21 protein-coding genes are annotated in these 23594 nt (G+C 44.1%); 19 read left to right on the top strand and 2 right to left on the bottom strand.

What is annotated here, in order from left to right; genetic code table 11:
• Positions 1 to 5: 5 nt before the first annotated feature.
• From ccoO to AAJP47_RS00730, 5 genes are all read left to right on the top strand, one after another.
• The gene (gene ccoO / locus AAJP47_RS00710) at positions 6 to 644 is read left to right on the top strand and encodes a cytochrome-c oxidase, cbb3-type subunit II (protein ID WP_346715995.1); all 639 of its coding nucleotides are present in this window, start codon (positions 6 to 8) and stop codon (positions 642 to 644) included.
• Positions 644 to 823, top strand: coding sequence for a cbb3-type cytochrome oxidase subunit 3 (locus AAJP47_RS00715; protein ID WP_346715996.1), 180 nt, complete (start codon positions 644 to 646; stop codon positions 821 to 823). The genes ccoO and AAJP47_RS00715 overlap by 1 nt, the downstream gene beginning before the upstream one ends.
• Entirely contained in the window at positions 823 to 2010 is a 1188-nt protein-coding gene (gene ccoP / locus AAJP47_RS00720) for a cytochrome-c oxidase, cbb3-type subunit III (protein ID WP_346715997.1), read from the top strand. The genes AAJP47_RS00715 and ccoP overlap by 1 nt, the downstream gene beginning before the upstream one ends.
• Before the next feature lie 452 nt (positions 2011 to 2462).
• Positions 2463 to 3878 carry a cytochrome c oxidase accessory protein CcoG gene (gene ccoG, locus AAJP47_RS00725; protein WP_346715998.1) on the top strand — a complete coding sequence of 472 codons (1416 nt, stop codon included), beginning with the start codon at positions 2463 to 2465 and terminating at the stop codon, positions 3876 to 3878.
• 129 nt (positions 3879 to 4007) lie between these two features.
• The gene (locus tag AAJP47_RS00730; protein ID WP_346715999.1) at positions 4008 to 4589 is read left to right on the top strand and encodes a FixH family protein; all 582 of its coding nucleotides are present in this window, start codon (positions 4008 to 4010) and stop codon (positions 4587 to 4589) included.
• 118 nt (positions 4590 to 4707) lie between these two features.
• Here AAJP47_RS00730 and ttcA read toward each other — a convergent pair whose 3' ends face one another.
• Positions 4708 to 5790: a tRNA 2-thiocytidine(32) synthetase TtcA gene (ttcA, locus tag AAJP47_RS00735; protein WP_497198674.1), complete on the bottom strand. Its 1083-nt coding sequence runs from the start codon at positions 5788 to 5790 to the stop codon at positions 4708 to 4710.
• Between the two features lie 407 nt (positions 5791 to 6197).
• Between ttcA and queC the strand changes: the two genes are divergently transcribed.
• The 12 genes from queC (at position 6198) to AAJP47_RS00795 (ending at position 19371) form a co-directional block, all read left to right on the top strand.
• Positions 6198 to 6977: a 7-cyano-7-deazaguanine synthase QueC gene (gene queC / locus AAJP47_RS00740; protein WP_346716001.1), complete on the top strand. Its 780-nt coding sequence runs from the start codon at positions 6198 to 6200 to the stop codon at positions 6975 to 6977.
• A gap of 267 nt (positions 6978 to 7244) precedes the next feature.
• The gene (locus tag AAJP47_RS00745) at positions 7245 to 7574 is read left to right on the top strand and encodes a hypothetical protein (protein WP_346716002.1); all 330 of its coding nucleotides are present in this window, start codon (positions 7245 to 7247) and stop codon (positions 7572 to 7574) included.
• 235 nt (positions 7575 to 7809) lie between these two features.
• Complete coding sequence (locus AAJP47_RS00750; RefSeq protein ID WP_346716003.1) at positions 7810 to 8307, top strand: peroxiredoxin; 498 nt, start codon at positions 7810 to 7812, stop codon at positions 8305 to 8307.
• A 103-nt stretch (positions 8308 to 8410) separates the two neighbouring features.
• Positions 8411 to 9898, top strand: a complete 1488-nt coding sequence (locus AAJP47_RS00755) for a dihydrolipoyl dehydrogenase (protein ID WP_346716004.1) — start codon at positions 8411 to 8413, stop codon at positions 9896 to 9898.
• A gap of 128 nt (positions 9899 to 10026) precedes the next feature.
• A complete protein-coding gene (locus tag AAJP47_RS00760) occupies positions 10027 to 11214 on the top strand; it encodes a mechanosensitive ion channel family protein (protein ID WP_346716005.1) in 1188 nt (395 codons plus the stop codon).
• A gap of 125 nt (positions 11215 to 11339) precedes the next feature.
• Entirely contained in the window at positions 11340 to 13646 is a 2307-nt protein-coding gene (gene rlmKL, locus AAJP47_RS00765; RefSeq protein ID WP_346716006.1) for a bifunctional 23S rRNA (guanine(2069)-N(7))-methyltransferase RlmK/23S rRNA (guanine(2445)-N(2))-methyltransferase RlmL, read from the top strand.
• Between the two features lie 201 nt (positions 13647 to 13847).
• Positions 13848 to 14423 (top strand): TerD family protein, encoded by a 576-nt coding sequence (locus AAJP47_RS00770; protein ID WP_346716007.1) that lies wholly within the window; start codon positions 13848 to 13850, stop codon positions 14421 to 14423.
• A gap of 191 nt (positions 14424 to 14614) precedes the next feature.
• Positions 14615 to 15691 (top strand): DUF475 domain-containing protein, encoded by a 1077-nt coding sequence (locus AAJP47_RS00775; protein WP_346716008.1) that lies wholly within the window; start codon positions 14615 to 14617, stop codon positions 15689 to 15691.
• 204 nt (positions 15692 to 15895) lie between these two features.
• The gene (locus tag AAJP47_RS00780; RefSeq protein WP_346716009.1) at positions 15896 to 16816 is read left to right on the top strand and encodes a glutaminase; all 921 of its coding nucleotides are present in this window, start codon (positions 15896 to 15898) and stop codon (positions 16814 to 16816) included.
• A 292-nt stretch (positions 16817 to 17108) separates the two neighbouring features.
• Complete coding sequence (locus tag AAJP47_RS00785; protein WP_346716010.1) at positions 17109 to 17684, top strand: TerD family protein; 576 nt, start codon at positions 17109 to 17111, stop codon at positions 17682 to 17684.
• 175 nt (positions 17685 to 17859) lie between these two features.
• Entirely contained in the window at positions 17860 to 18612 is a 753-nt protein-coding gene (locus tag AAJP47_RS00790) for a TIGR00266 family protein (RefSeq protein ID WP_346716011.1), read from the top strand.
• A gap of 150 nt (positions 18613 to 18762) precedes the next feature.
• Positions 18763 to 19371: a TerD family protein gene (locus AAJP47_RS00795; RefSeq protein ID WP_346716012.1), complete on the top strand. Its 609-nt coding sequence runs from the start codon at positions 18763 to 18765 to the stop codon at positions 19369 to 19371.
• Positions 19372 to 19501: 130 nt separating this feature from the next.
• On the opposite strand, the gene AAJP47_RS00800 is transcribed toward AAJP47_RS00795, so the two are convergent.
• On the bottom strand, positions 19502 to 20821 hold the full coding sequence (locus tag AAJP47_RS00800; protein ID WP_346716013.1) for a TerD family protein: 1320 nt from the start codon (positions 20819 to 20821) through the stop codon (positions 19502 to 19504).
• A 336-nt stretch (positions 20822 to 21157) separates the two neighbouring features.
• Here AAJP47_RS00800 and AAJP47_RS00805 point away from each other — a divergent pair, with 336 nt between their 5' ends.
• Positions 21158 to 22297, top strand: a complete 1140-nt coding sequence (locus AAJP47_RS00805) for an ATP-grasp domain-containing protein (RefSeq protein WP_346716014.1) — start codon at positions 21158 to 21160, stop codon at positions 22295 to 22297.
• A 71-nt stretch (positions 22298 to 22368) separates the two neighbouring features.
• On the top strand, positions 22369 to 23592 hold the full coding sequence (locus AAJP47_RS00810; protein WP_346716015.1) for a S1 family peptidase: 1224 nt from the start codon (positions 22369 to 22371) through the stop codon (positions 23590 to 23592).
• The last annotated feature ends 2 nt before the right edge of the window (positions 23593 to 23594 follow it).

The raw sequence follows: 23594 nt of genomic DNA on the forward strand, positions 1-23594 counted from the left end.
CGATCATGGCTGGTACACCGCATGAGATTATTGAAAAAAATACAGGCTTGTTGGTCATCGGTATCGTTATTGCTATTAGCTTTGCAACGCTAGTTGAAATCGTGCCGTTGATATATGACAACAAGTCCCCTGAAGAAGGTGGGGTCAACACCCCTCTTCCCTCAATGGAGCCATGGACTGCACTAGAGTTCGAAGGCCGTGATATCTATATCCGTGAGGGTTGTCATGTTTGTCACACCCAAATGATTCGTCCGCTACGTGCCGAAGTTGAACGTTATGGACCTTACTCACGTGCCGCTGAATCAACGTGGGATCACCCATTCTTATGGGGTTCAAAACGTACTGGACCTGACCTGGCACGTGTTGGTGGACGCTACTCTGAAGATTGGCAAAAACAGCACTTAATTGACCCCCGTTCATTAGTACCTGAATCCGTCATGCCAGGTTTCCCATGGCTTGCTACTAATGAAGTGAATGGTACGAACGTTCAAACTAAAATGCGTCTATTCCGTGATCGCTTTGGTGTGCCTTATACTGAAGAAGACATCGAAGGAGCACCTGATGCGGTTCTTGGTGCCACTGAGCTTGATGCTTTGGTTGCCTATTTACAGCAGTTAGGTACCGCGATGGAAGGACAGCGCTAATGGGTATTGGTGAATTACAAACAATTGCGACCGTTTCTGCCTTTGTTGCCTTCGTAGGTGTTGCATGGTGGGCGTATTCGCCAAAAAACAAAAAACGCTTCGAAGAAGATGCACAACTTGCGCTTGATGATGAAGATATCGAATCTTTGTCTGAAGAGCAGCGCAATAAGGATAAATGATGACATTTTTTTGGAGTTCTTGGATTACCATACTAAGTTTCATGTGTTGGGCGGCAATTCTTGGCGTCTTGATAATGGTACTGAAGTACAAACCAAAACTAGAAGAGGATGGCACCACAGGCCATACCTATGACGGTATTCAAGAATACGATAAGCCATTGCCTAAATGGTGGTTGGTGATATTTTTTGGCTCCATCATTTGGGGTGTTGCGTACTGGGTATTTTTCCCTGCTATGTTTCCAAAAAGCTGGGATGGTCTTGCCACCGTCGAAGTCGATGGCGAAACTGTAGCGTGGACTTCCAAGAATGAGCTTTATAGTGATCTTGAAAGTAACAACAAAGTATTTACCGATAACTTTGAAAAGAATATTCTAGCGCAAGCGGATGCGAGCGGTGCTACATCGACTTTGGCGGAACTGGTTGAGCTACAATCAACCAGACGTCATAGCGAAAACCCACCGGCAGATTTGCAGGCAAACATTGATGGAAAGGTAGCAGAACTTGCGCCTTACGTTGAGAAATTGTCTGAAAACCCAAATGCTTTAAAAGTGGGTAGCCGCTTATTCTTGCAGAACTGTTCGGTATGTCATGGCTCGAATGCTAAAGGTGCCGTTGGCTTCCCCAATCTGACTGATAACGATTGGTTGTATGGTGGCGCACCTGAAAATATCTTGACCACGCTGCATAATGGTCGAGTTGGCGGCATGGCGGCATGGCGTGATCAGATCGGTGAAGATGGTGTCCGTGCGGCAGCTGAGTATGTCCTGTCTATATCTGGCAACCAAAACGGTTATGAGCTTGATCAGACAAAAGTCGCTCAAGGTGAAGCAATCTTTAATCAGCCGACCAATTGCGTGCTTTGTCATGGTAAAGATGCGAAAGGTATGCATTCAACTGGCGCACCGAACTTAACTGATGAGATTTGGTTATATGGTGGTGATCGTGAGACTATTCGTGAGACGTTACGTTATGGCCGTGCTGGTGTCATGCCTGAGTGGCAAACGAAGCTAGGTAATGAACGTATTATGCTACTTGCTGCTTATGTTTACTCATTATCAGATCATAAGACTCCGTCTGCTGCTAATGCCTCAACTACTACGGCTCAACCAGTAGCTGCTACTCCTACTGCTACTTCTACTGCTGGTTCTCAGCCAGCAGCGGCAACGGTAGAAGCAACGGTTAATTGATGATTTGAGTCGGTTTCTGACGCAAATACAAATGGATAAGATTGAACAAAGGGAGGACTGTTACGGCGGCCCTCCCTTTTTACATGCTCATATTCAAGTATTTATCGACTATCAATAGACACGTAATACATGACTGCCTATTAACCAGTTATTGTCATTTATGGATTGCTTTTTAAGATTATTACCCCATTTAAAGTAGGGAGAATGTTAAAATAAGAGCATTCAAAAGTGAATTGTCAGTGGCTGATTTGGCACACTACTATTGATTTTTATGATGCTATTTATTTGCAGTCGACCTTTTGTAGTGGATCTATAGGTAAAGAGATATTCCTTATCCAAAGCTCCTCCGCTACTTACTGACATTGATAACACCACACATTTACACATCTGATTCATACAGGTGTTTGTTCATCATGCCAGCAAACTGATTCTTTTTTAAAAGAGGCACGTTTATGTCAGCACAACCATCCAATAAAATTCCTGTACACCAAGTGGATCTTGATGCGACCAAGCATCGCGTCCATCCTAGATTCGTTAAAGGTTTTTATCAAAATATTCGAGTCATTACGATGTATGCGCTTTTGGCGGCGTTTTTGCTTTTGCCATGGCTACGTTACAATGACAGACAAGCAATATGGTTTGATGTTCCCTCACAGCATTACTATATCTTCGGCATGACCTTTTTGACGCAAGATTTTTATTTTATTGCCGTATTTGCCATTATTGCCGCCTTTACTTTGTTTGTCGTGACGGTTTATGCAGGCCGCGTATGGTGTGGCTACGCTTGTCCCCAAACGATTTGGACACACCTTTATCAATACGTTGAAAAGTGGGTGATTGGTGATCGCAATAAGCGCATTAAGTTTGATAAAGAGCCAATGAATGCCAAAAAAGCTTTCAAACGTACTTTGGTGTATTTTATTTGGTTTGTCTTGTCAGTCATTACCGCCGCGACCTTTGTCAGCTATGTGGCTGGTACCGATTATTTGTACCAAAGCTGGCAAACCATCGGTTTTGTGCCAGTCCCTGAATGGCCGACATGGATATGGGTATCGATGTTTATCTTTACGTTTGCAACCTATGCCAATGCAGGTTACATGCGTGAGCAAATGTGTATTCAAATTTGTCCTTACGGTCGCTTCCAAAGTGTGATGTTTGACAAAGATACCTTGGTGGTGTCTTATGACTACGAACGCGGAGAGCCTCGCGGTGCTCGTAAAAAAGGCACTCATCCTGACAATCTAGGTGATTGTATTGAATGTCAAATGTGCGTTCAGGTCTGCCCAACGGGTATTGATATTCGAGATGGTTTGCAGGTTGGTTGTATTCAGTGCGCTGCTTGTATCGATGCTTGTAATGAGATCATGGACAAAGTTGGCTACTCACGTGGGCTGATTCGTTATACAACAGAACGTCAATTGGCAGAAAAAGAACCGAGTCGCGTCTTGCGTCCACGACTGTTTGCCTATTTGGCGTTATTAACGCTATTATGTGGAGGCGTGGTTTATGCGTTGACTGATCGCGTGCCACTAGAGATTGACATTCGCCGTGATCGCAATCAGTTGTCCTCTGTGAACGCTCAAGGCATGATTGAAAACAGCTATATCGTCAAATTAACCAACAAAACGCAGAACGCTCATAACTACAAGATAACGCTCGCCCCGCAAGACGGCTTGAGCTTAGAGTTGCGCTTCAATGATGTGCCACTAGAGGCTGGTGAAAGCTTTAATATGCCTGTGAGTATTTATGGCGACCCTGACGTTATCGAGTTTGGTCAGACACCTGTGACGCTCAATGTCGCCAGTGAAGATGGTAAATACAAAGTGAGTAAGCAAAACGTTTTTACCACTCAAGGTCAGATACAGTAGTATTTTAGAAAAACAATTGCGGCATTTTTTATAAGTCATTCATTAGTCCAGAATCAATGAATGACTGATTTATTAACCTGATGACCCTCATCCATCAGATTATCCATTGGTACAGTTAATAGGTATTTTATGTCTACCCCAGCACCGAACTTCAAGCATCAAGATACTCAGCCATGGTACAAAAACTATATGGTGGTCATCTTTGTTATTGGTATGCCAACCTTTGTGGTCATCGCTTGCCTCTGGTTTGTTTACTACTCTTATCAGATTCGTGACAGTGTGGTACGTGACGACTGGTACATGGATGGTAAAACCCTTTATCAAGATGTATCGCGTGATAAGCTGACTTATGACTTGGATTTGCATGGCGAAATGCAGTTTGCGGATGATGGAGGAATTTTGTTTTACTTGAATTATCCAGAGCAGAGCTTGCAATCGGGTAAACTCTTAGACGGTAAGCCGTTGACTTATCCTGATAAGCTGGCTCTCTCTATCTCGCATGCAACCGACATCAAAAAAGACCGTGATGTGACATTGCAGCATGTCGAGGGCAACAAGTACAGCGCCCAAGTAGATATCGATCCTGTAAAAGCCAAGTATTACTTACAAGTGAGCAATGACGGTCAAGATGATTGGCGCATGCAAGATGTGGCAAAACTGCCGCGCTCAGCCGTTACTTTCAATCCGTTACCTGTGTTTGCAAACAGCTAATTTTATTAAATAGTAACTTCTACATACGTAAAAAAACCAGCGCATTAATTCATAGTGTGCTGGTTTTTTATATTTTCTCATAACTCAATACCGTACAATTGGTATCAATCTTTAAAGCTTAAATAACAGGATTAATCGTTGGTATTTTTTGAGCTGTGCGATTATTTTCTGCTGCTTTACCTGCGTTTATCGAATGCGTCTTGTCGCTTGCAAACCTGTCACTTGCAAACTTGGGATTAAAAGTCTGCGTTTTTGGCGACACGGGCAACCCAATTTCGGCAAGACTGTCTGTCTGCCCTGCTTGAATATTATCGCCTTCAAAGATGCGCTCGTTATCATCACGATCAAGACTTAACTGTTCAAAATCAAACAACTCGCGGTCGGCCAATTGCGACGGCGCCACGTTTTGCATGGCTTTGAAAATAGAGGCCAAACGCTGCGGATGGGCATCGTCCCATTCTCGAAGCATGTCGTTGATGATGGCACGTTGTAAATTGGTTTGGCTGCCGCATAAGTTACATGGAATGATAGGAAACTCTTTTAAACGCGCATACTCGATGATGTCTTTTTCTTCGACATACGCAAGCGGGCGAATAAGTAAGTTTTGTTTGTCGTCGCTGAGCAGTTTAGGTGGCATTGATTTAAGGGTGCCACCATGAAACAGATTTAAGAAAAATGTGGCCAACATGTCGTCGCGATGATGACCCAACGCGATTTTGGTTGCGCCAATTTGTTTGGCAAAGCCATATAATGAGCCACGGCGCAAACGCGAACACGCAGAGCAATAAGTCTTGCCTTCTGGCACCACACTTTTGACAATGCTATACGTGTCTTTTTCTAAAATATAATGAGCAATGCCCTGCTCGTTTAAATACGCGGGTAAAATATCCTCAGGATAACCGGGCTGCTTTTGATCAAGGTTAACCGCGACAATATCAAAGCTAATCGGTGCGATGCGCTTTAGAAGCAGCAAAATATCTAGCAAAGTATAGCTGTCTTTGCCGCCTGAGACGCACACCATGACCACATCGCCATCTTCGATCATATTAAAATCACGAATTGCCCAAGAGACTTGTCTACGCAGCTTTTTTTGTAGCTTGCGAAATTCAGCAGACTCAGAAGGTATAGACTGTTCTGCATCACGGTTTTCTTCATTGAGGTTTTCGTCATCCCTATTCTCAGCGACACCATCATATTTCATAAGATCAGTGTCAGTTTTTAGCGCATGATTGTATTCAGCATCAGCAGGCTTATCATCAAACTCAGAGGTGATTTTTGGCGTAAATAAGGTCGCTGTGGTCATAAATTACTCAATATCTTTACGAAGGTGATTTTGCTAAAAAGCCAATTGCCATAAAGAAAGCGCTATAAAAAGCCGCCAGCAACAGGTATTAGCTCGGATGCGTTAAAGGCCGAGATTATAACAAATATTGCTAACAGTTTGAAAATATGACATTAAATGATGACGTTAAATACTATTTTTATTAAATAGACCGTTTGTTAAAATCAAATCGCACTTTTATCAAGGTTACATGAGACTCGTGGTTCTGTAATGGCCGTATTTTTGCTAAAATAACCGTTTTTCGTAAACCAATAATAGATACCACTATGACAAACGTTACCCCGCAAAACACTCCTACCAATCCAGTCTCTGATGCCGACGTATCGGCACTTCATAAAGATCAAAATGCAGTCGTGCTACTATCAGGCGGACTTGATTCGGTTACTTGTTTATATTGGGCTAAGATGCGCTATGCTTCTGTGACGGCGGTCAGTTTTAACTATGGTCAACGTCACAATAGTGAGCTTGTCGCTGCCAAAACCATCGCAGAGACCGCTGGTGTCAATCATAGAATTATCGATATCGATATCGCTCAACTGGGCGGCTCCTCGCTGACCGATCACAGTATGATCGTTCCTGACGGTGATACCGATACGTTCCCCAACAAAAAACATGATGAGATTGATAACGACGCCATACCCAATACGTATGTGCCTGCCCGCAATACCATATTCTTATCTTATGCGCTGGCCGTTGCTGAAGTCACTGATGCCAATCATATCGTTATTGGCGTCAGCTCAGTCGATTACTCTGGCTATCCTGACTGCCGTCCAGAATATATTGCCGCCTTCGAGCACATGGCAAACCTTGCGACCAAAGCGGGCGTAACCGGTCATCACCTGTCTATTCAAACACCATTACAGCAGCTCTCCAAGGCCAAAACCATTGAGCTGGGACTGTCATTGGGTGTCGATTATGGGCAAACGATTTCTTGTTACCGCGCAGACTCAAATGGTCTTGCTTGCGGCGTTTGTGACAGCTGTACGCTACGCCGTCAAGGATTTGCACAAGCGGGCGTTGCTGATCCCACTCATTATCAACAGTAATGCATTTTGCAAGCAATGGTTGTCTCTCAACATTAGAGAAACATTTGCTTGCATTAACACAGCAAGCTGACGTTGTATTTTAATCTCCATACTTGCTATGGTATGAGCGCTTATCTACATCAAAGAAGGTAGTCTCCGCTATAGATTAGTTAAACCTTAAACCAGTTAACCCTTAAATCAGTCAAATTCGATTGATTGGTCGTTAATGACAAATTTATAGCCGAGTACAAGATCTAGGAAATTGACACCACCCCTGAGAGGACGTTTATGAAGTTTTTGCCAATATTACCCCTAGCCCTAGCGGCCATTTTTACGTTACCACAAGCAAACGCTGCTGATATTAAGCAAAGCAATATCAATACTTGTGTCAATGGTGCGGTCAAATACAAAGTTGCTGACAAAAGCAATGCAACCAAGCTATGTAGTTGCACTATTGGTGTACGAAGCAATATGACCATCGGTCAGATGTGGGAAATTGAAAGCTACGCGCAAGACAAAAAAGACCCTTCAAACCTCCCTTACGTGAAAAAAATGCAAAAAGACTTGCAGCAGTGCACCGTGGGTCTAGACTTAAAAGAGCCACAAAAACCTGCTTAATAGATAATTCGCTCAATATATAAAAGACTGGCTATTGCCAGTCTTTTTTGTTATCAATGAAGACACAAAGTGTAAAACGCATTATTAATCTCTACAAATCTGCCTATAATAAGACTGTTAGAATAAGATCATTAAAAAGAATACGATCATTAGAATAAAACTATTAAAAATAGCAACTCTATATAATCAAAATAGCCAAAACCTCAAAATAATCAAAACCAATAAGGACTTTACAATGGCAAAGCCAACCACAGAGAACCTCACCTTACCCGCTTTCCCAGTGACTATGGTACGAGAGTTGGATAAGCATTTTATTCACGATGAAATCAATCTAAAAGAGATGCTTGCCAATACCAATAAAGGGCTGATTCTTTATTTTTATCCAAAAGACAATACACCTGGCTGTACCACGCAAGCAACCGAGTTCACCTCTCACCTTAACGAGTTTGCTGATTTAGGCTACGACATTATTGGTGTCTCGCGTGACAGCGTTGAGTCACACGAAAAATTCATCACCAAACACAATTTACACATCGCGCTTATCAGTGATACCGATGAAAAACTGTGTCAATATTTTGACGTCATTAAAGAAAAAAACATGTATGGCAATATCACGTTGGGGCTTGTGCGTTCAGCATTTGTGTTTGATGCAGACGGTAACCTGACTCATGCTCAGCGCAACTTACGTGCTAAAGGTTATACTGATCGGTTACTTGAGATATTGGCAAATTAATCACCAAATTAACACCATAATTCATAAAAAAACGTCATCAACAGCTCACGTGTAAGCGTTATGATAAAAATCTAATAATAGCCCATCATTCTTTGAGAGAAATATGAATAAACAGTCTGACTCTTCTGCTGACAACACAGCGGCCACCGTGACTCGTAAAGTGTCTGTTGCCATTATTGGTGCCGGAACAGCGGGTCAAAACGCCTTTCGGCAAGCCAGTAAAATCTATGATGATACTGTCATTATTAATGAAGGGTTTTGGACAACGACCTGTATCGCTGTAGGCTGTATGCCAAGTAAGCTATTGATTGCAGCGGCTGAGCGCGCCCATGATGCCAATCATTCAGCAGAATTTGGTATTCACGCCACCACCCAAATAGATGGCAAACAAGTCATGCAGCGCGTTCGTGATGAGCGCAGTCACTTTGCCAGCTACATCGAAAAACAAGTAAACAGCTGGCCTGAGCACAAAAAAATTGCCGGTCATGCCCATATTAATGAGCAAGGATTGATTGAAGTTAATGATGAGGTGATTGAAGCCGCTCAGATCATCGTTGCAACGGGTAGCTCACCTTCTATTCCAGATGGTTGGGCAGATAAGCTTGGGGACACCATGCTAACCTCTGATACGATTTTTGAGATGCCAGATTTGCCAAAGTCACTCGCTGTCATTGGGGCAGGCTCAATCGGACTTGAGCTGGCACAAGCGTTCAAGCGTTTGGGCGTAACAGTCACCTTATTTAATCGGGAAAAACGTGTTGCTGGGCTGGCAGATGACGATATTAATGATAAAGCCATCGCCTGTTTGAACAATGAGTTGACCATGCATTTGGGTAGCACTATTAAAGATGTGGGCACCCGCTCGGCCGAAGATGAGACAGCATTTATTGATTACGAAGACAGTGCTGGAGAGTCACGCCAGTGGCAAGGTGAATATGTACTGGTCGCCACAGGTCGCCGTAATAATATAAAGCAGTTAGGGGTTGAGAATCTAGGCGTTGAGCTTGATGATAAAAACCGACCAAAAAATCTCAGTAAAAAGACTGGTCAGATCGGTGATTTGAACGTCTATATTGTCGGCGATGCCAATGCCAACATTCCACTATTACATGTGGCGAGTGACGAGGGCTATAGTGCAGGAAGTATGGTGTGTAAAAATACTGATGACGCCTATATTCGCCCGCCAGCCATTCCTTTTTCTATCGTGTTTTGCTCACCGCAAATCGTCAATGTTGGTAAATCTCTCCCAGAGATTCAACAAGACCCAGAATTAGAATATGTCATCGGTAGCGTCAGCTTTGATAACCAAGGTCGCAGCCGTGTCATGGGCGTTAACTGTGGTCTCTTGCATATTTATGGCTGTAAAAAAACCGACAGAGTGCTCGGTGCCAGCATGGTAGGGCCTGATGCTGAATACATTGGGCACATTCTAGCGACCGCGATCACCAATGATTTGAGCGTCAAAGAAATGCTAGACACGCCTTTTTATCATCCTACTATATTAGAAGGTCTACGGACGGCACTACGTGACGTACAAGACAAAATGGAAATCCCGTATCAATTCCATGATACTCAAGAAGATAACTTTTAATTGTCGCTTGTCTAAAGCTGTAGAACCGATATGCTTAGTACTAATCATCAGTGCCAATCACCCTCAAGTTATGTCTTAACAATTTTAACTTGAGGCAATTCCATTTAAAACTTTGCATGGACTAACCAATGCCATTTGCCAGTATTACTGATTTTTTTGAAGAGATTATTCGTGATCTCCATACGAGTCTTTATCTGGCACTTGGCGGTTCTATAGAAGAAGATAGGCTTGATTGGTCATCTAAAGCGGTAGAGCTGGTCAGTACTGGCATAAAAATCCTAATACTGCTTGCTGTATTGGGATTTTTTTATTGGCTCAGCATTTATATCGTTAAACAAAGCCGAGCAAAAATTCGGCTAAATGAGCGCCGTACTAAGATTGTACGCTCAGCACTACGTTATATTTGGATTGTGGCGAGCTTGATTGCCATTATGAGTCAGCTTAACTTTGAACCTGAGACCGTAAAGGCCACTGCTAAAGCCAGTACGTGGGCGGGCATTTATTACGTTCTTTGGACCTCATCTGGACAGATTATCCACAGAGTCTTGCAGCATTACGGTCTCAATGCCTCAATCGAGCAGCTCCTTCAAAATATCTTATCTGTGCTACTACTAGTACTCGGGCTTGCCAGCGTCATGGCACAGTTTGGCTTTGATATTGTCTCGCTCGTTGCCGGTTTGGGCATTGTGGGTTTGGCAGTTGGTTTTGCCGCTCAATCAACGCTTGCCAACTTTATCGCTGGTATTACTATTTTGCTTGAGCAATCTTTTCAAGTGGGCGACTGGATTCATATCAATGACAATGAAGGTCGCGTCGTGCTTATCGCCTTACGCACCACCCATATTTTGACTCGTGACAATATCACCGTTATTATCCCAAACTCCAACGTCGCCTCGTCTGAGGTCATCAATCTGACCTCAAAAAACTTTATCCGCTTTGATATTCGGGTTCGTATTGCTTTTGAAGATGACATCGATACGGCACGCAAAGAGATTTTACAAGTACTCACCGATACCGAAGTGGTGCTCAGCCGTCCTGAACATTCAGCCACTGTGGCAGAAATCGGTGAATACGGCGTGTTCTTTATCGTCCGTTTTTGGGTAAAGCCTGCCGCCGTTGCCCGTATGCCCAAAATCAAAGAAAGCTTAAGAGAGGACATCAAGCGTGCTTTTGATGCTGCTGACATCTCCACTCCCTACCCGCACATGCGCTTGCTCATGCCAAAGGATGTGGAGTATCCTATCGCGACCAAACCCTTTGCGACCACGACACAGGTGGTTTCAGAGCCTTTACCATTAACCAAGAACGATAAATAACGACATTAGGGTCTGCTAAACATCACCACTTTGAACCATCCACCCTTGAATTATGGTAAAATTATCGGTTAAACCGCGTATTTTATTATTTGCATTTTTTGTCCATTTAGCCCACAGGTATCCGTATGACCGTAACCACCGCGCCCGCCGCTTCAGCCGCTTCTTCATCAGCGTTGTCGCTTGATCTTATTGTCACCTGTGCCGATGGTCTTGAAGCGCCGCTACAAACTGAGCTGACAAGCTTTGGTATCACAAGCGATATTAAAAGTACGGGCCGTCTTGCGGTCACCGGTACGCTACGCGACTTATATACCATCTGTCTTTGGTCACGCGTGGCCTCTCGGGTATTGATGCTAATCAAACGCAGAAACATCAACGCAGAATACGATGTGGCTGAGCAAATTTATGGTCTGGCAAAATCTGTTGATTGGACAGAACAGTTCAATTTGGAGCAAACTTTTGCGATTCGCTTGTCAGTGGACAAACGCGTGGCAGTCAGCCAGCAGTTTGCCATGCTACGTATCAAAGATGCGATTGCCGACACATTCAATGAAGTTTATGACAGCCGTCCCAACGTCGATAGCAAAAACCCAGATTTCTCAATCTTTGCGACCGTAAACGATAAGCAAGCTGAGCTATATTTAGATTTGTCCGGCACCAGTTTGCATCGTCGTGGCTACCGCGTGGCAATGACCGAAGCACCATTGAAAGAAAACTTGGCAGCCGCTTTACTTTATAGTGCAGGCTGGCACAAGAAAAATGAAGCTGGCAACGCGCCTTTTTATAATGCGCTCATCGATCCGATGTGTGGCTCTGGGACATTCATTATCGAAGCCCTACTCATGCATTGCGATTATGCCGTGGGTATCGATAAAGCAGCCAATCAATTTGGGTTTTATCAATGGCAGCATCATGATGACGCATTGTGGCAACAGATGATTGATGATGCGCAGACGCGTTTTCGCGAAGCATTAGAAATTGCCAATGAGCAGCCCGATACGCTACCTCTAATTTTGGGATTCGATGCAGATAGTGGCGCGATTGTAGCCACCGAAAAAAACCTAATCGCCGCAGGTTTACAAGACATATTGCCCCTACTCGACATTGAAACACGCGCACTAGATCAACTCAGCACCGTCCTAAAACCATTGGTTGATGATGGTAGATTGAGTAACCCGCTCGTTATTACCAACCCGCCTTATGGTGAGCGTTTGGGCGATGAAGAGATGATTAAGCCGTTATATCAAGCGATTGGACTTATCCTGCAAGACAGCTTTGCTGGTAGTGGTATTAATCCGATGCTCGGCATACTGGCATCTCGTGTCGAACAAGTCGATATTTTGCCCATCAAAGAACCAAAAACCTTGCGCTGTCACAACGGCGCTATCACGGTTTACTTCCGTTATGGCACCTTGATTGCTGGGCAAACAGGCAACCTTGTGAGCCGCTTTGAGAAGCATGAGATTGACGTGGAAGATGGGCAAGACTTTATCAATCGCTTGCAAAAAAATCTGGTTAAGCTCAAAAAACTGGCCAAAAAAGACAACGTCAGTAATATTCGTGTATACGATGCTGACCTGCCTGACTTTAAGGTTGCGATCGATCTGTATGGTGATTATGCCCATGTACAAGAATATGCGCCGCCCAAAACCATTCCACCAGAGACCGCAAAAAAACGCTTTAACCTAGCGTTGATGGGCATTCGAGAAGTGTTCGATATTAACCGCGAGCAGGTCTTTATCAAAACACGCGCGCGGCAGTCTGGTAATGATCAATATAGCAAACAAGGCAACACCGAAAAGCGTGGTAAGTTTTATGTGGCACGTGAAGACGGTGCTTATTTCTACGTTAATTTCACTGATTACCTAGATACTGGTTTGTTCATTGACCACCGTAACATGCGGGCGCGTATTAAAGACAACAGTCGCGGTAAATCGGTGTTAAACCTCTTCGCTTATACGTGTACAGCGAGCGTACATGCGGCATTGACAGGCGCTAAAAAAGTCACCAGTGTCGATTTGTCGCAGAATTATTTAGATTGGGGCAAACAGAACTTTGTGCTAAACGGTCTGGATGTCAGTCGCAACAAGTATCAGTTTGTGGCCGCCGATATCTTTGAATGGATCAAGGACAATACGGAACAGTTTGATATTATCTTTATTGATCCACCGACTTTTTCGAATTCCAAAAAGTTCCAAGGGACATTTGATGTGCAACGCGATCATGCGGCGCTTATCAACCGCGCGATGAACCGTTTAACCTCTGATGGCGTCTTGTACTTCTCTAACAACTTTACACGTTTTGAATTGGATGAGCAGTTGACTGAGCGTTATGACATCGTCGACATCACTCAAAAAACGATTGGTTTTGATTTTAATATCAAAAAACCCATTCATCAAAGCTTTGAGATTCGTCATCGTCAGAGTCTATAAATCTGTGCTGATCAATTAGCAGTTTGTCTTGTCTATATGAAACATAACAATGACCTAATCAGCTTTGATTGGGTCATTTTTTGTTGTTATGATAGAGCGTCATTAAACGATGGTCTTACGCCATTTTTGGCTCAACATCGTTTTTTTATGATTATAAGTATATTCAAACCTCTAACCAAATCTAATAATAAGGACAATCCCATGGCTTTATCCCTTAATAAAGGCGGTAATTTATCGCTAACAAAAACCGATCCAAATCTAACCAAGCTACTTATCGGTCTCGGTTGGGACGAGCGCGCGACCTCTGGCGCTGAGTTCGATCTTGATGCCAGCGTTTTTTTGCTGAGTAATGCAGGCAAAGTACGCGGCGACCATGACTTCATTTTTTATAACCAGTTAAAGTCTGATAATGGTGCGGTTGAGCACACAGGCGATAACCGTACGGGTGAAGGCGACGGAGATGATGAAGTCATCAAAGTAAACCTAACCCAGGTGCCTGCTGATGTCGATAAAATTGTGGTGACTGTGACCATTCATGACGCGGCGGCTCGCAGTCAAAACTTTGGTCAAGTAGCCAACGCTTTTATTCGTGTTGTGAATGAAGACACAGGTACTGAAGTGGTACGTTTTGATTTAGCAGAAGACTACTCTGTTGAGACGGCCATGGTATTTGGTGAAGTGTATCGCCATAATGGTGAGTGGAAATTCCGCGCAGTTGGTCAAGGGTATTCAGGTGGTTTGCAAGCCATGTGCCAGCAGTATGGTGTTGATATTTAAGCGAATAACTTGTTTTGAAAGACAAAACATGTCTCGTTGCAAAATAATCACAATTATTGATAGCCAAATAGTCAATAATACTTTATGTTTCATCTAAAATTATATATAAGAAGTGGTTAGCAATAGCCACTTTTTTATGGTGTGTCTATAATAGACTGACCTTAGCCTTATGCAACCAGACAGGATGTGTCATGAGACATTTTTATTTAGACTTTATCTTCACCACCATCGCTTTAGCGATTGCGGCATGGTGGGGATATTCACATGGCGGTATGAGTGGCTTATTGGCGACTCTATCTATTACTGCTATTTTGGCTGTTATGGAGATTTCATTGTCATTCGACAATGCGGTCGTCAATGCTTCAGTCCTCAAAGGCTGGAATGAGTTTTGGAAAAAGATTTTCTTAACGGTTGGTATTTTGATCGCTGTGTTCGGTATGCGCTTGGTCTTCCCTATCGTTATTGTTGCAGTGACGGCCGATCTTGGCATGATGGAAGTAATCAATCTTGCGCTATACAGTCCAGACGAGTATTCAGCGAGACTCATGGCGCATCACGCTGAAATCTCAGCATTTGGCGGCATTTTCTTACTACTGGTTTTCTTAAATTTCATATTTGATGATAAAGAAGTGCATTGGTTCGACTGGCTTGAGAGCCGTTTAGCAAAACTGGGCAAAGTCGATGCCATGAGTGTATTCGTTGCCCTTATCGTCTTGATGGTCGCCGTCTCTTGGGCCAATGACAATCAGGCAGCGGCCGTCTTGATCGCTGGTGTTTGGGGTATCTTAGTCTATCTTGGTGTTCAGGTGGTCTCTGGCATGCTCGAGGGCGACCTTGAAGAAGACTTGGAAAACGCCGAAAATGGCTCAGGCGCAGCGGCGACCAGCGCTATTATGAAAGGCGGTATCATTGGTTTCTTATACCTAGAAGTACTTGATGCCTCGTTCAGTTTCGATGGTGTGATTGGCGCATTTGCCATTACCAATGATGTGATTGTTATTATGCTCGGTCTAGCAATCGGTGCTATGTTTGTGCGTTCGATGACCATCTTTTTGGTTGATAAAGGCACACTTGATGAGTTTATTTATCTTGAGCATGGCGCGCATTATGCGATTGGGGCTTTGGCACTCATCATGTTGTTATCGGTGAAATTCCACGTACCTGAGATTATCACCGGTCTTATCGGTATTGCCTTTATTGGTTGGGCGTTGATAGCCTCACTCCAATATCGCAAAGCTGAAAAAGCTGAGGAAGCTCGTCTACACTAGGTTCTATGATAGACAGCCCTATAACACTGTGTTTCTAAGCAGATCATATCATCAGGTATGGTCTGTTTTTTTATATTATGATAAAGCACTGAGAGGCTCAGGTTACTGCTAGACAACATACAATTTTTTCCTCCTTATTGCCCTTTATTCAGTTAAAATCACCGCTTTCCAATAATCCAATAGAAATACGGCCGAACAACTTATATGCAACAAATTCTTGATGATATTGCCGCAGAGATGGCACAGGAGATTGATCGTGGGAAAGTGGCGGATTATATTCCGCAATTGGCTCATGTAGATCCAAACCAGTTTGGTATTGCCGTAGCAACGCCTGATGGCCAATTATATTCAGCAGGCGACGCAGACACGCTGTTCTCTATTCAAAGTATCTCTAAGGTATTCACATTGACTATTGGTCTTGGCACATTGGGTAATGCACTTTGGACACACGTTGGTCGTGAGCCATCCGGCGATCCGTTCAACTCAATTATGATGCTCGAGCATGAATCTGGACGACCGCGTAACCCTTTTATCAATGCAGGTGCGATTGCGGTGGTGGATGCCATTATGATGGGACACGAACCTAAAGAAACATTGGCGGAGATTCTACAGTTTGTTCACTTTATTGCAGACGATGATTCCATCCGTTTTGATCATAAAGTGGCCGCGTCTGAGATGGCACACAAAGACCGAAACGCCTCGCTTGCCCATTTTATGAAATCCTTTGGTCGCCTAAAACATGAAGTAGATAAAGTATTGGGGGTGTATTTTCATCAGTGCTCAATTGCGATGAATTGCGAACAGCTTGCCCGCGCTGGTCTGTTTCTGGTATCTAATGGTGTGAATCAACACACCAATGCACGCGTCATCAGCTCACAGCGGTCACGGCGGATCAACTCCCTCATGATGATGTGCGGGCATTATGACGGCTCTGGTGAGTTTGCTTATCAGGTCGGTTTGCCCGGTAAAAGCGGCGTTGGCGGCGGTATTTTAACCATAGCACCTGGCAAAGGCTCAATCGCGGTATGGTCACCCGGCCTTGATCATATAGGAAATTCAAAACTTGGATTAAAGGCACTAGAGCGGCTGGTAGAAAAAACGGGCTGGTCGGTTTTTTCTGATTAACCATGTTTGAGCCAAGTATTTTCTGCTCGTGCAACCTTAACCAATATAAAGAAAGTGTTAAAAAACATCAGAGATATCGAATAATTATGTCTCTTGGTAAGCATATCGTAAGCGCACAAAATACGTCTTGCTTAGTCGCTAATCGCTTAGTATAGTAAAACGTAATGACAAGCAGGGCGCGGTCTACCGTCATGTTCATTTACGAGTCGCCTCTGCCACTAACCATTACAATATTTTTAATTCATTTTTCTGTCATTACATCCACTCAATTATTAATCTAAAGGATATTTATATGGCTATTAGCTTAACAAAAGGCGGCAACGTAAACTTATCAAAAGAAGCCCCAGGTTTAACCAATATTACTGTCGGTCTTGGCTGGGATCCCCGTGCCACTGACGGTCAAGAGTTTGATTTGGATGCGATTGGATTTTTGGTCAACGAAGCGGGTAAAGTCCGTAACGATCAAGACTTTATTTTCTTTAACAATCTAAAGTCAGACAATGGCGCGGTTGAACATACAGGTGATAACCGTACTGGTGAAGGCGATGGTGATGATGAAAAAATCAAAATCAATTTGGCAAACATCCCAGCTGACATAAGTAAAATAGCAATATGTGCCATCATTTATGAAGGTCAAGCGCGCAATCAAAACTTTGGTCAAGTGGGCGATGCTTATATTCGTGTCGTTAATGACACGGGCGCGTCTGAGATTGCCCGTTATGACTTATCAGAAGATGGTAGCACTGAGACTGCCATGATCTTTGGTGAGTTATACCGTCACAACGGTGACTGGAAATTCCGTGCTGTGGGTCAAGGCTTTAGCGGTGGTCTTGGACCATTAGCATCGTCTTATGGCGTCAATGTCTAATCATTGTTTAGTCATTACCGTATTTACCGTTTACCCGTTTAAATAGCGCAATCAGATATTGGTTGCGCAAACCATAAGCTATCAAGTGCCCTTTTTTAAGCGTTTGATGGCTTTTGTTTTAATTGATTGACGATAAAAGCTTACTTTAGAGAATGAGAATAAGGATCTAAAATCTATGGCCGCAACATTCAGCTTAATTGGGACTATTGAGCCTTTTTTGCATTGCAATTTAAAAAAAGGCGATTCAATCTATTGTGAAGCCAATGCAATGGTGATGATGGAGTCAAACCTTGAGCTTAAAGGTAAGCTGCAAGGTGGCCTTATGCAATCATTGATGCGCCGATTTGCAAACGATGAGTCGTTGTTTCAACAGCAGATTGAAGCGGTACATGGTGAAGGTGACTGCTTACTTGCGCCAACGCTAGATGGTGACATGCAGATCATTGAGGTCGGATCACGACAGTATACCTTGAGTGATGGGGCTTTTGTTGCCGCTCAGACTGGTGTCGATATCAGAGCCAATATTCAGCGCAATTTAGGCGGCGCGGTGTTTGGTGACACAGGCGGTTTTATGGTCATGCAGACTCAGGGTCAAGGCCAAGTGGTGGTATCAGGTTTTGGTTCTCTATTTGAGATTGAGGTGACGCCAGATAAAGATGTCATCATCGATAATGGACATGTGGTATGTTGGGACTCAAGTCTTGACTATAAACTGTCTGTGTCAACCAGTAAGAAAAAAGGTATTATGAGTAATATTATTAATTCTGTCACTAGTGGCGAAGGCATGGTATTGAACTTTTCAGGCGCGGGTAAGGTCATTATTTGCTCACGCAATCGTGACAGTTATCAAGGCTGGTTACAAAGCATATTGGGCACAAGCTCAGGGGGACGCGGTGGTGGCGGTGGTTTTTTAGATAACATTTTATAATAAGACGCTTATTACCAGTATCGCAAGGTTTTTAAAACCAAGTCTTTAGAAAGAGTTTTTAGAACCAAGTTTTTAGAACCAAGTCTTTAGAAAATTTTAAACATACATTTTATCCAAGACGTTATTAACCATTATTATAAGGACGTTCTCATGGCAATTAGCTTGCAAAAAGGTCAAAAAATATCACTCAGTAAAGAAGCTGGTGGCGATCTTACACAGGTAAAACTGGGATTGGGTTGGGATGTCGCCCAAAGACCTCAAGACAAAAAGGGAGGCTTTTTAGGGAAGTTGTTCGGCGGCGGTAGCGGCGGCGACTCGATCGATCTAGATGCCTCCTGTATTATGTTTGATGCCAACAAACAAGCGGTCGATGCGATTTGGTTCAGTCAACTACAATCAAAAGACGGCAGTATCGTGCATACGGGTGATAACCGGACAGGTGACGGCGACGGTGATGATGAAGTCATCAACGTTGACCTATCACGCGTGCCTGCCAACGTTGTATCGCTGGTATTTACGGTTAATAGCTTTACTGGTCAAACGTTTGAGACGGTAGAAAACGCGTTTTGTCGTATCGTTAATGCCAATAACAACAGCGAGGTTGCCCGTTATAACTTATCGTCACAAGGCAGCCATACGGCCATGATTATGGCAAAAGTCTATCGCCACAATAATGAGTGGAAAATGCATGCCATTGGTGAAACGGCTTCTGGTCGCACTTTCCATGACTTGATGCCTGCTATCACTCCTCATGCTTAAACGATTTTAGTAAAAGCATGGCATAGCTATACAAGCAATCAGCCCCTTTACCTGTGGTAGAGGGGCTGATTGCTTGTATAGCCAGTTCTAAATACAAAAAACACCCTATAACGCGCTACTGAGATAAATTTTACTTACTTCCACGTTTCCAGCTAAATCCCCAATTAAAGGCTTTGTCCATTTCTTGGTGACCCTGAAAATATTGGTTGATGCGCTCGACGTTGATGCTGCCTTGCTGATTCACCAAACGCGCAATGGCACACATCGGTAAATTGCCTGCGCCTTCTGTCAAGCGCGTCTCAATCGGTGGTTGCTCCGGTACATGAATGGTCACTACCCCATCTGTCTGCGCCCAGTTTGGTGCGCCTTCATAAATAAAAGCAAAAATGAATACTTCTTCAATCTGTGACCACTGCTGGCCATTGATATCAAGCCACTCGCCACCGCTGACCTGTCCTGTTCTATCATCGGCACGCAAGCAGACATAGGGCGCTGATGGCAAACTACCAAATCGGTTACCCAATGCTTGAATGAGCGTTTTTTCACCGTTTTTAAGATGAATCATCGCCCCAACATCAAGATCGATACCGCCGGCTTTGTGCTGCTTGAAAAGATCGCCTAATATGCCTTTCTTAGGGGCTTGCTTGTCCGCGTTTGGACGCTGATTCCAGTTTAGATTGACGGAAATTTTACCAAAGTTGTCGCGTTTTTTAAGATTGATGCTAGATTGGTTTTTGGTTAAAGTGATTTTGCTCAAATTAATCGACGGACTTGCTGGTCTTGGCGGCGGTGTACTGGTTTGTGGAGCGTTGGTTGGCGAGGCACTGCCTGCTTTTTGCGTATTGATTGGGCGCTGTGTATTGATCGGCGGCGGTACGTTTTGTGACTGGCCCTGCGATTGACTCTGTGACTGGCTTTGAATAGGCGGCTGATTGGGCGCTTCATCTGCAATCTCGACACCGAAATGCTCGGATAAGGGCTTTAGACCACCCTCAAATCCCTGTGCAATAAAACGGAACTTCCAACTGCCTTGTCTGCGGTAGCATTCAGCCAAAATTATCGCTTTTTCATTGCGTCCAGCGGCGCTTAGTTGACACGTCATGAGCACTTGGCTGCCTTGCATGACTTGAATGTCCACGTCTCCAACTTGCGCCAGTGTTTGGGGACTAGAAAAGGCAAGCGCTATTTTCTCAATACTGGCTGGCTGAGCAGGCAGGTTAATATCAAAGAACCCATCACTGTCATGACCACGAAAGCTCACACTGCCATCATCGCTACGCGTCTGTCCATAAAATATCATGTCCCCATCGCCGCGCACTTTGCCATCGGCAGTCAAACGATAAGCGGCACAATCGATGGCACTTTGGCTTAAAATGCGAATACTAATAGCGTCAGTCGGTAGTGGCGCATTGGCCCCAGCGATTAATTGTTGAGATTGGCTTTGGCTCATTCTATGTCCTTTAAATGATTTATTATTTGTAGTGTTTATTATGCCAGCTATCATTCTATAGTAGTACGAATATTAGTAGTACGGATATCTTCCTACGTTAATTGGTACGCTCTACCCTATAACTTATTAAAAAAGCTAAAAAAGTACTGAATGGTATCTTATTAAGAGTATTTATAACTCTTAGCATTTGTATATAATGTAGGCTGCTATCAATTGTGTAAGACGGGGTCTTTTTTAACGTTAGTTGACCTGCTTGGTTTATCCTATTGCTGATAGTGCTGCGATCATGACACTGAGTTATCCAATGATAGATAACGTATATAACCCGAGAGAACTATGGATAACCTTGCTAATAATAGTCATCATATACCGTCGTTTGCCGTTTGGTTGGCTGAAGGTCAAGCCAGCCAGCGCGATATGTTATTCAGTCTACAGGCGCTAAAAGCCCAATCTGTGACACCATTTACTATTATCGCTTCACATCGCCACAACCGACCTGAGATTTTTGAGTTTGCCGATCGCAGCTATTATGAGCCAATGGCAATCGCAGTAGACAGCGAGGAGCAAGCCGTTGATGAATCAGTGCTGCCACGCTGGCAATTTGTGTTAGAACAAGCCATACAAAACAACGTTAAAGTATTGCTGACGGGACGTAATAGCATCAACTACGAAAACAACCGTGAGTATTTTGATGTCGCTGGTATTCGCTTATTAACGGGCGCAACCAGCGTCGATGCGTTAAAATCAATCGATGATAAATTCGCCTTTATGCAGCAGTGCCACCAGCACAACATCCCTGTCGCAGATGCTTGGCGCTTTGATAATCTCTCAGTGCTTGAGGACTTACTTGACACACACGGGCATCAGCCTTTGTGCGTTAAGCCTGTCACGGGTATTTTTGCACAAGGGTTTTGGCAGCTGGATTCAGAAAAAGAGTCGGATCAGCAATACGATAGTTTTGAGCACTTATACTTTACCGAAGACAAGAGGATCAACACCGCCCAGTTTATCAATGCCTATGCACACAGTCTAATGGTGCATGAACGACCCATTCCCATGCTACTCATGCCTTATTTGTCTGGACAGGAGTATTCCATCGATGTGGTCTGTGAATCTGGTGAAGTATTGGCTGCCGTCACTCGCTATAAAACAGGCAAAATCCAACATCTCGGCTACGAGCAAGCGGTCATGGATGTCGTCATTCCATTGATCAAGGCATTTGGCTGTGACGGTATTGTCAGTGTACAGACCAAAGCGGATGATCACGGTCAGCATCGCGTGCTTGAAATCAATAGTCGCCCCTCTGGTGGCATTGGTTACACCGCCCATAGTGGTGTGGATTTGACGCAAATTGGTTTTGCCTATTGGCTTGGTTTAACCGACAAACCAAAACTTGCAGATATTGTGAAACAAATAACGCCGTGCCAAGTACGTTCTATTATGACCAGTGTCAAAATTGAAGGGTCTGCTGAGTAAGCAAAGTAGATAATATAAATAACGGCTGATGGCTGAGCACATATTCAGTGAGCGTCAATGAGAGGTAGACGATGACCGTACAGACCACCCTTGTGTTAGGCGCCAATACTGTGATCGCAGAAGCGAGCTGTTCAATCGCATTTACTGCTACCAGTCCGCTTAGATTTGGGCAACAGCTTGGGCTACTATGGTTGCCTTTAGATGCAAATCGCAAGGCGGTTTGTAGCCCCGCTTATCTACATGAGCCTAAAGACTGGGCGACGATAGATGATACAAATAACCCAAGCAAATGGCAGCTTGATCTACCCAAATTATTTGCTCAACAAGGCGTTAGTTTTTTACAGCTTATCGCTTATACTTACTACGAACCAAGCTTAAACCTACCAGCGGTTGAGCTAAGCGATGTTTGTCTGACACTCAATAATGGTGCGCTTCGTTATGACTTCATAGCGCGCGAACGCCATATCAAAGCCGCCATTATATTAGAAATATACCAACGTAATGGACAGCTCAAATGTCGCGCCCTCGGCGAGGCCTCAACGCAAGGTTTGGCCAGTCTTGAGCATCGTGCACAAATCAGTCTCGATGTGCGCCCGCCCGATACGCATGCGCTCATTCAAGAAGCACAGCAGCAGCAAGCCCGCCCTCACAATGAGGCACGCCCTCCTCGCCAAGTACCCGTAGGTGAGACTTGGACAGGCACGGCATTTGCCATTGATAGCTATCATTTGCTTACCTGCTATCATGTAATTGAGTCAGCTCAAATGATTGGTATACGTCAGCAAGGTCAGCCTGATCGCGAGGCACAAGTCGTGCTCAGCGATATCGGTAGCGATTCAGCCATTATAAGAGTCAGCGACCCTCTACCTAGCTATCTTCCCTTGGCACAGCAATGTACCGATATGTTGGGCGAAACCATTACAACGCTGGGATTCCCCCTATCAGGTCTGAGCAGTCAACTACAAGTCACCCAAGGCTGTATTTCAGGACTGACCGGTCTAAACGATGATATCCGTTATCTGCAATTTACAGCGCCCATTCAACCTGGCTCTAGTGGTAGTCCTTTATTGCTGCCAACTGGTGAGGACATCGGCATGGTGACGGCCAGTCTCGTCCATGAACATGCACAAAATATGAACTATGCGGTGAAATTTCAGTTATTATCTGCCTTACTCGCGAGTACAGGTGTCAGCTTGGAGAGCGTGGCTTATACAGCAAACGCTACACCTTTGACCACGCCGCAGTTAAGTAAGCAAAGTCGCAGTGCGTTATGGCTGGTTGGCTGTCAAGGCTAAGA

The sequence above is a fragment of the Psychrobacter halotolerans genome, from assembly GCF_039680845.1.
Classification (GTDB): domain Bacteria; phylum Pseudomonadota; class Gammaproteobacteria; order Pseudomonadales; family Moraxellaceae; genus Psychrobacter.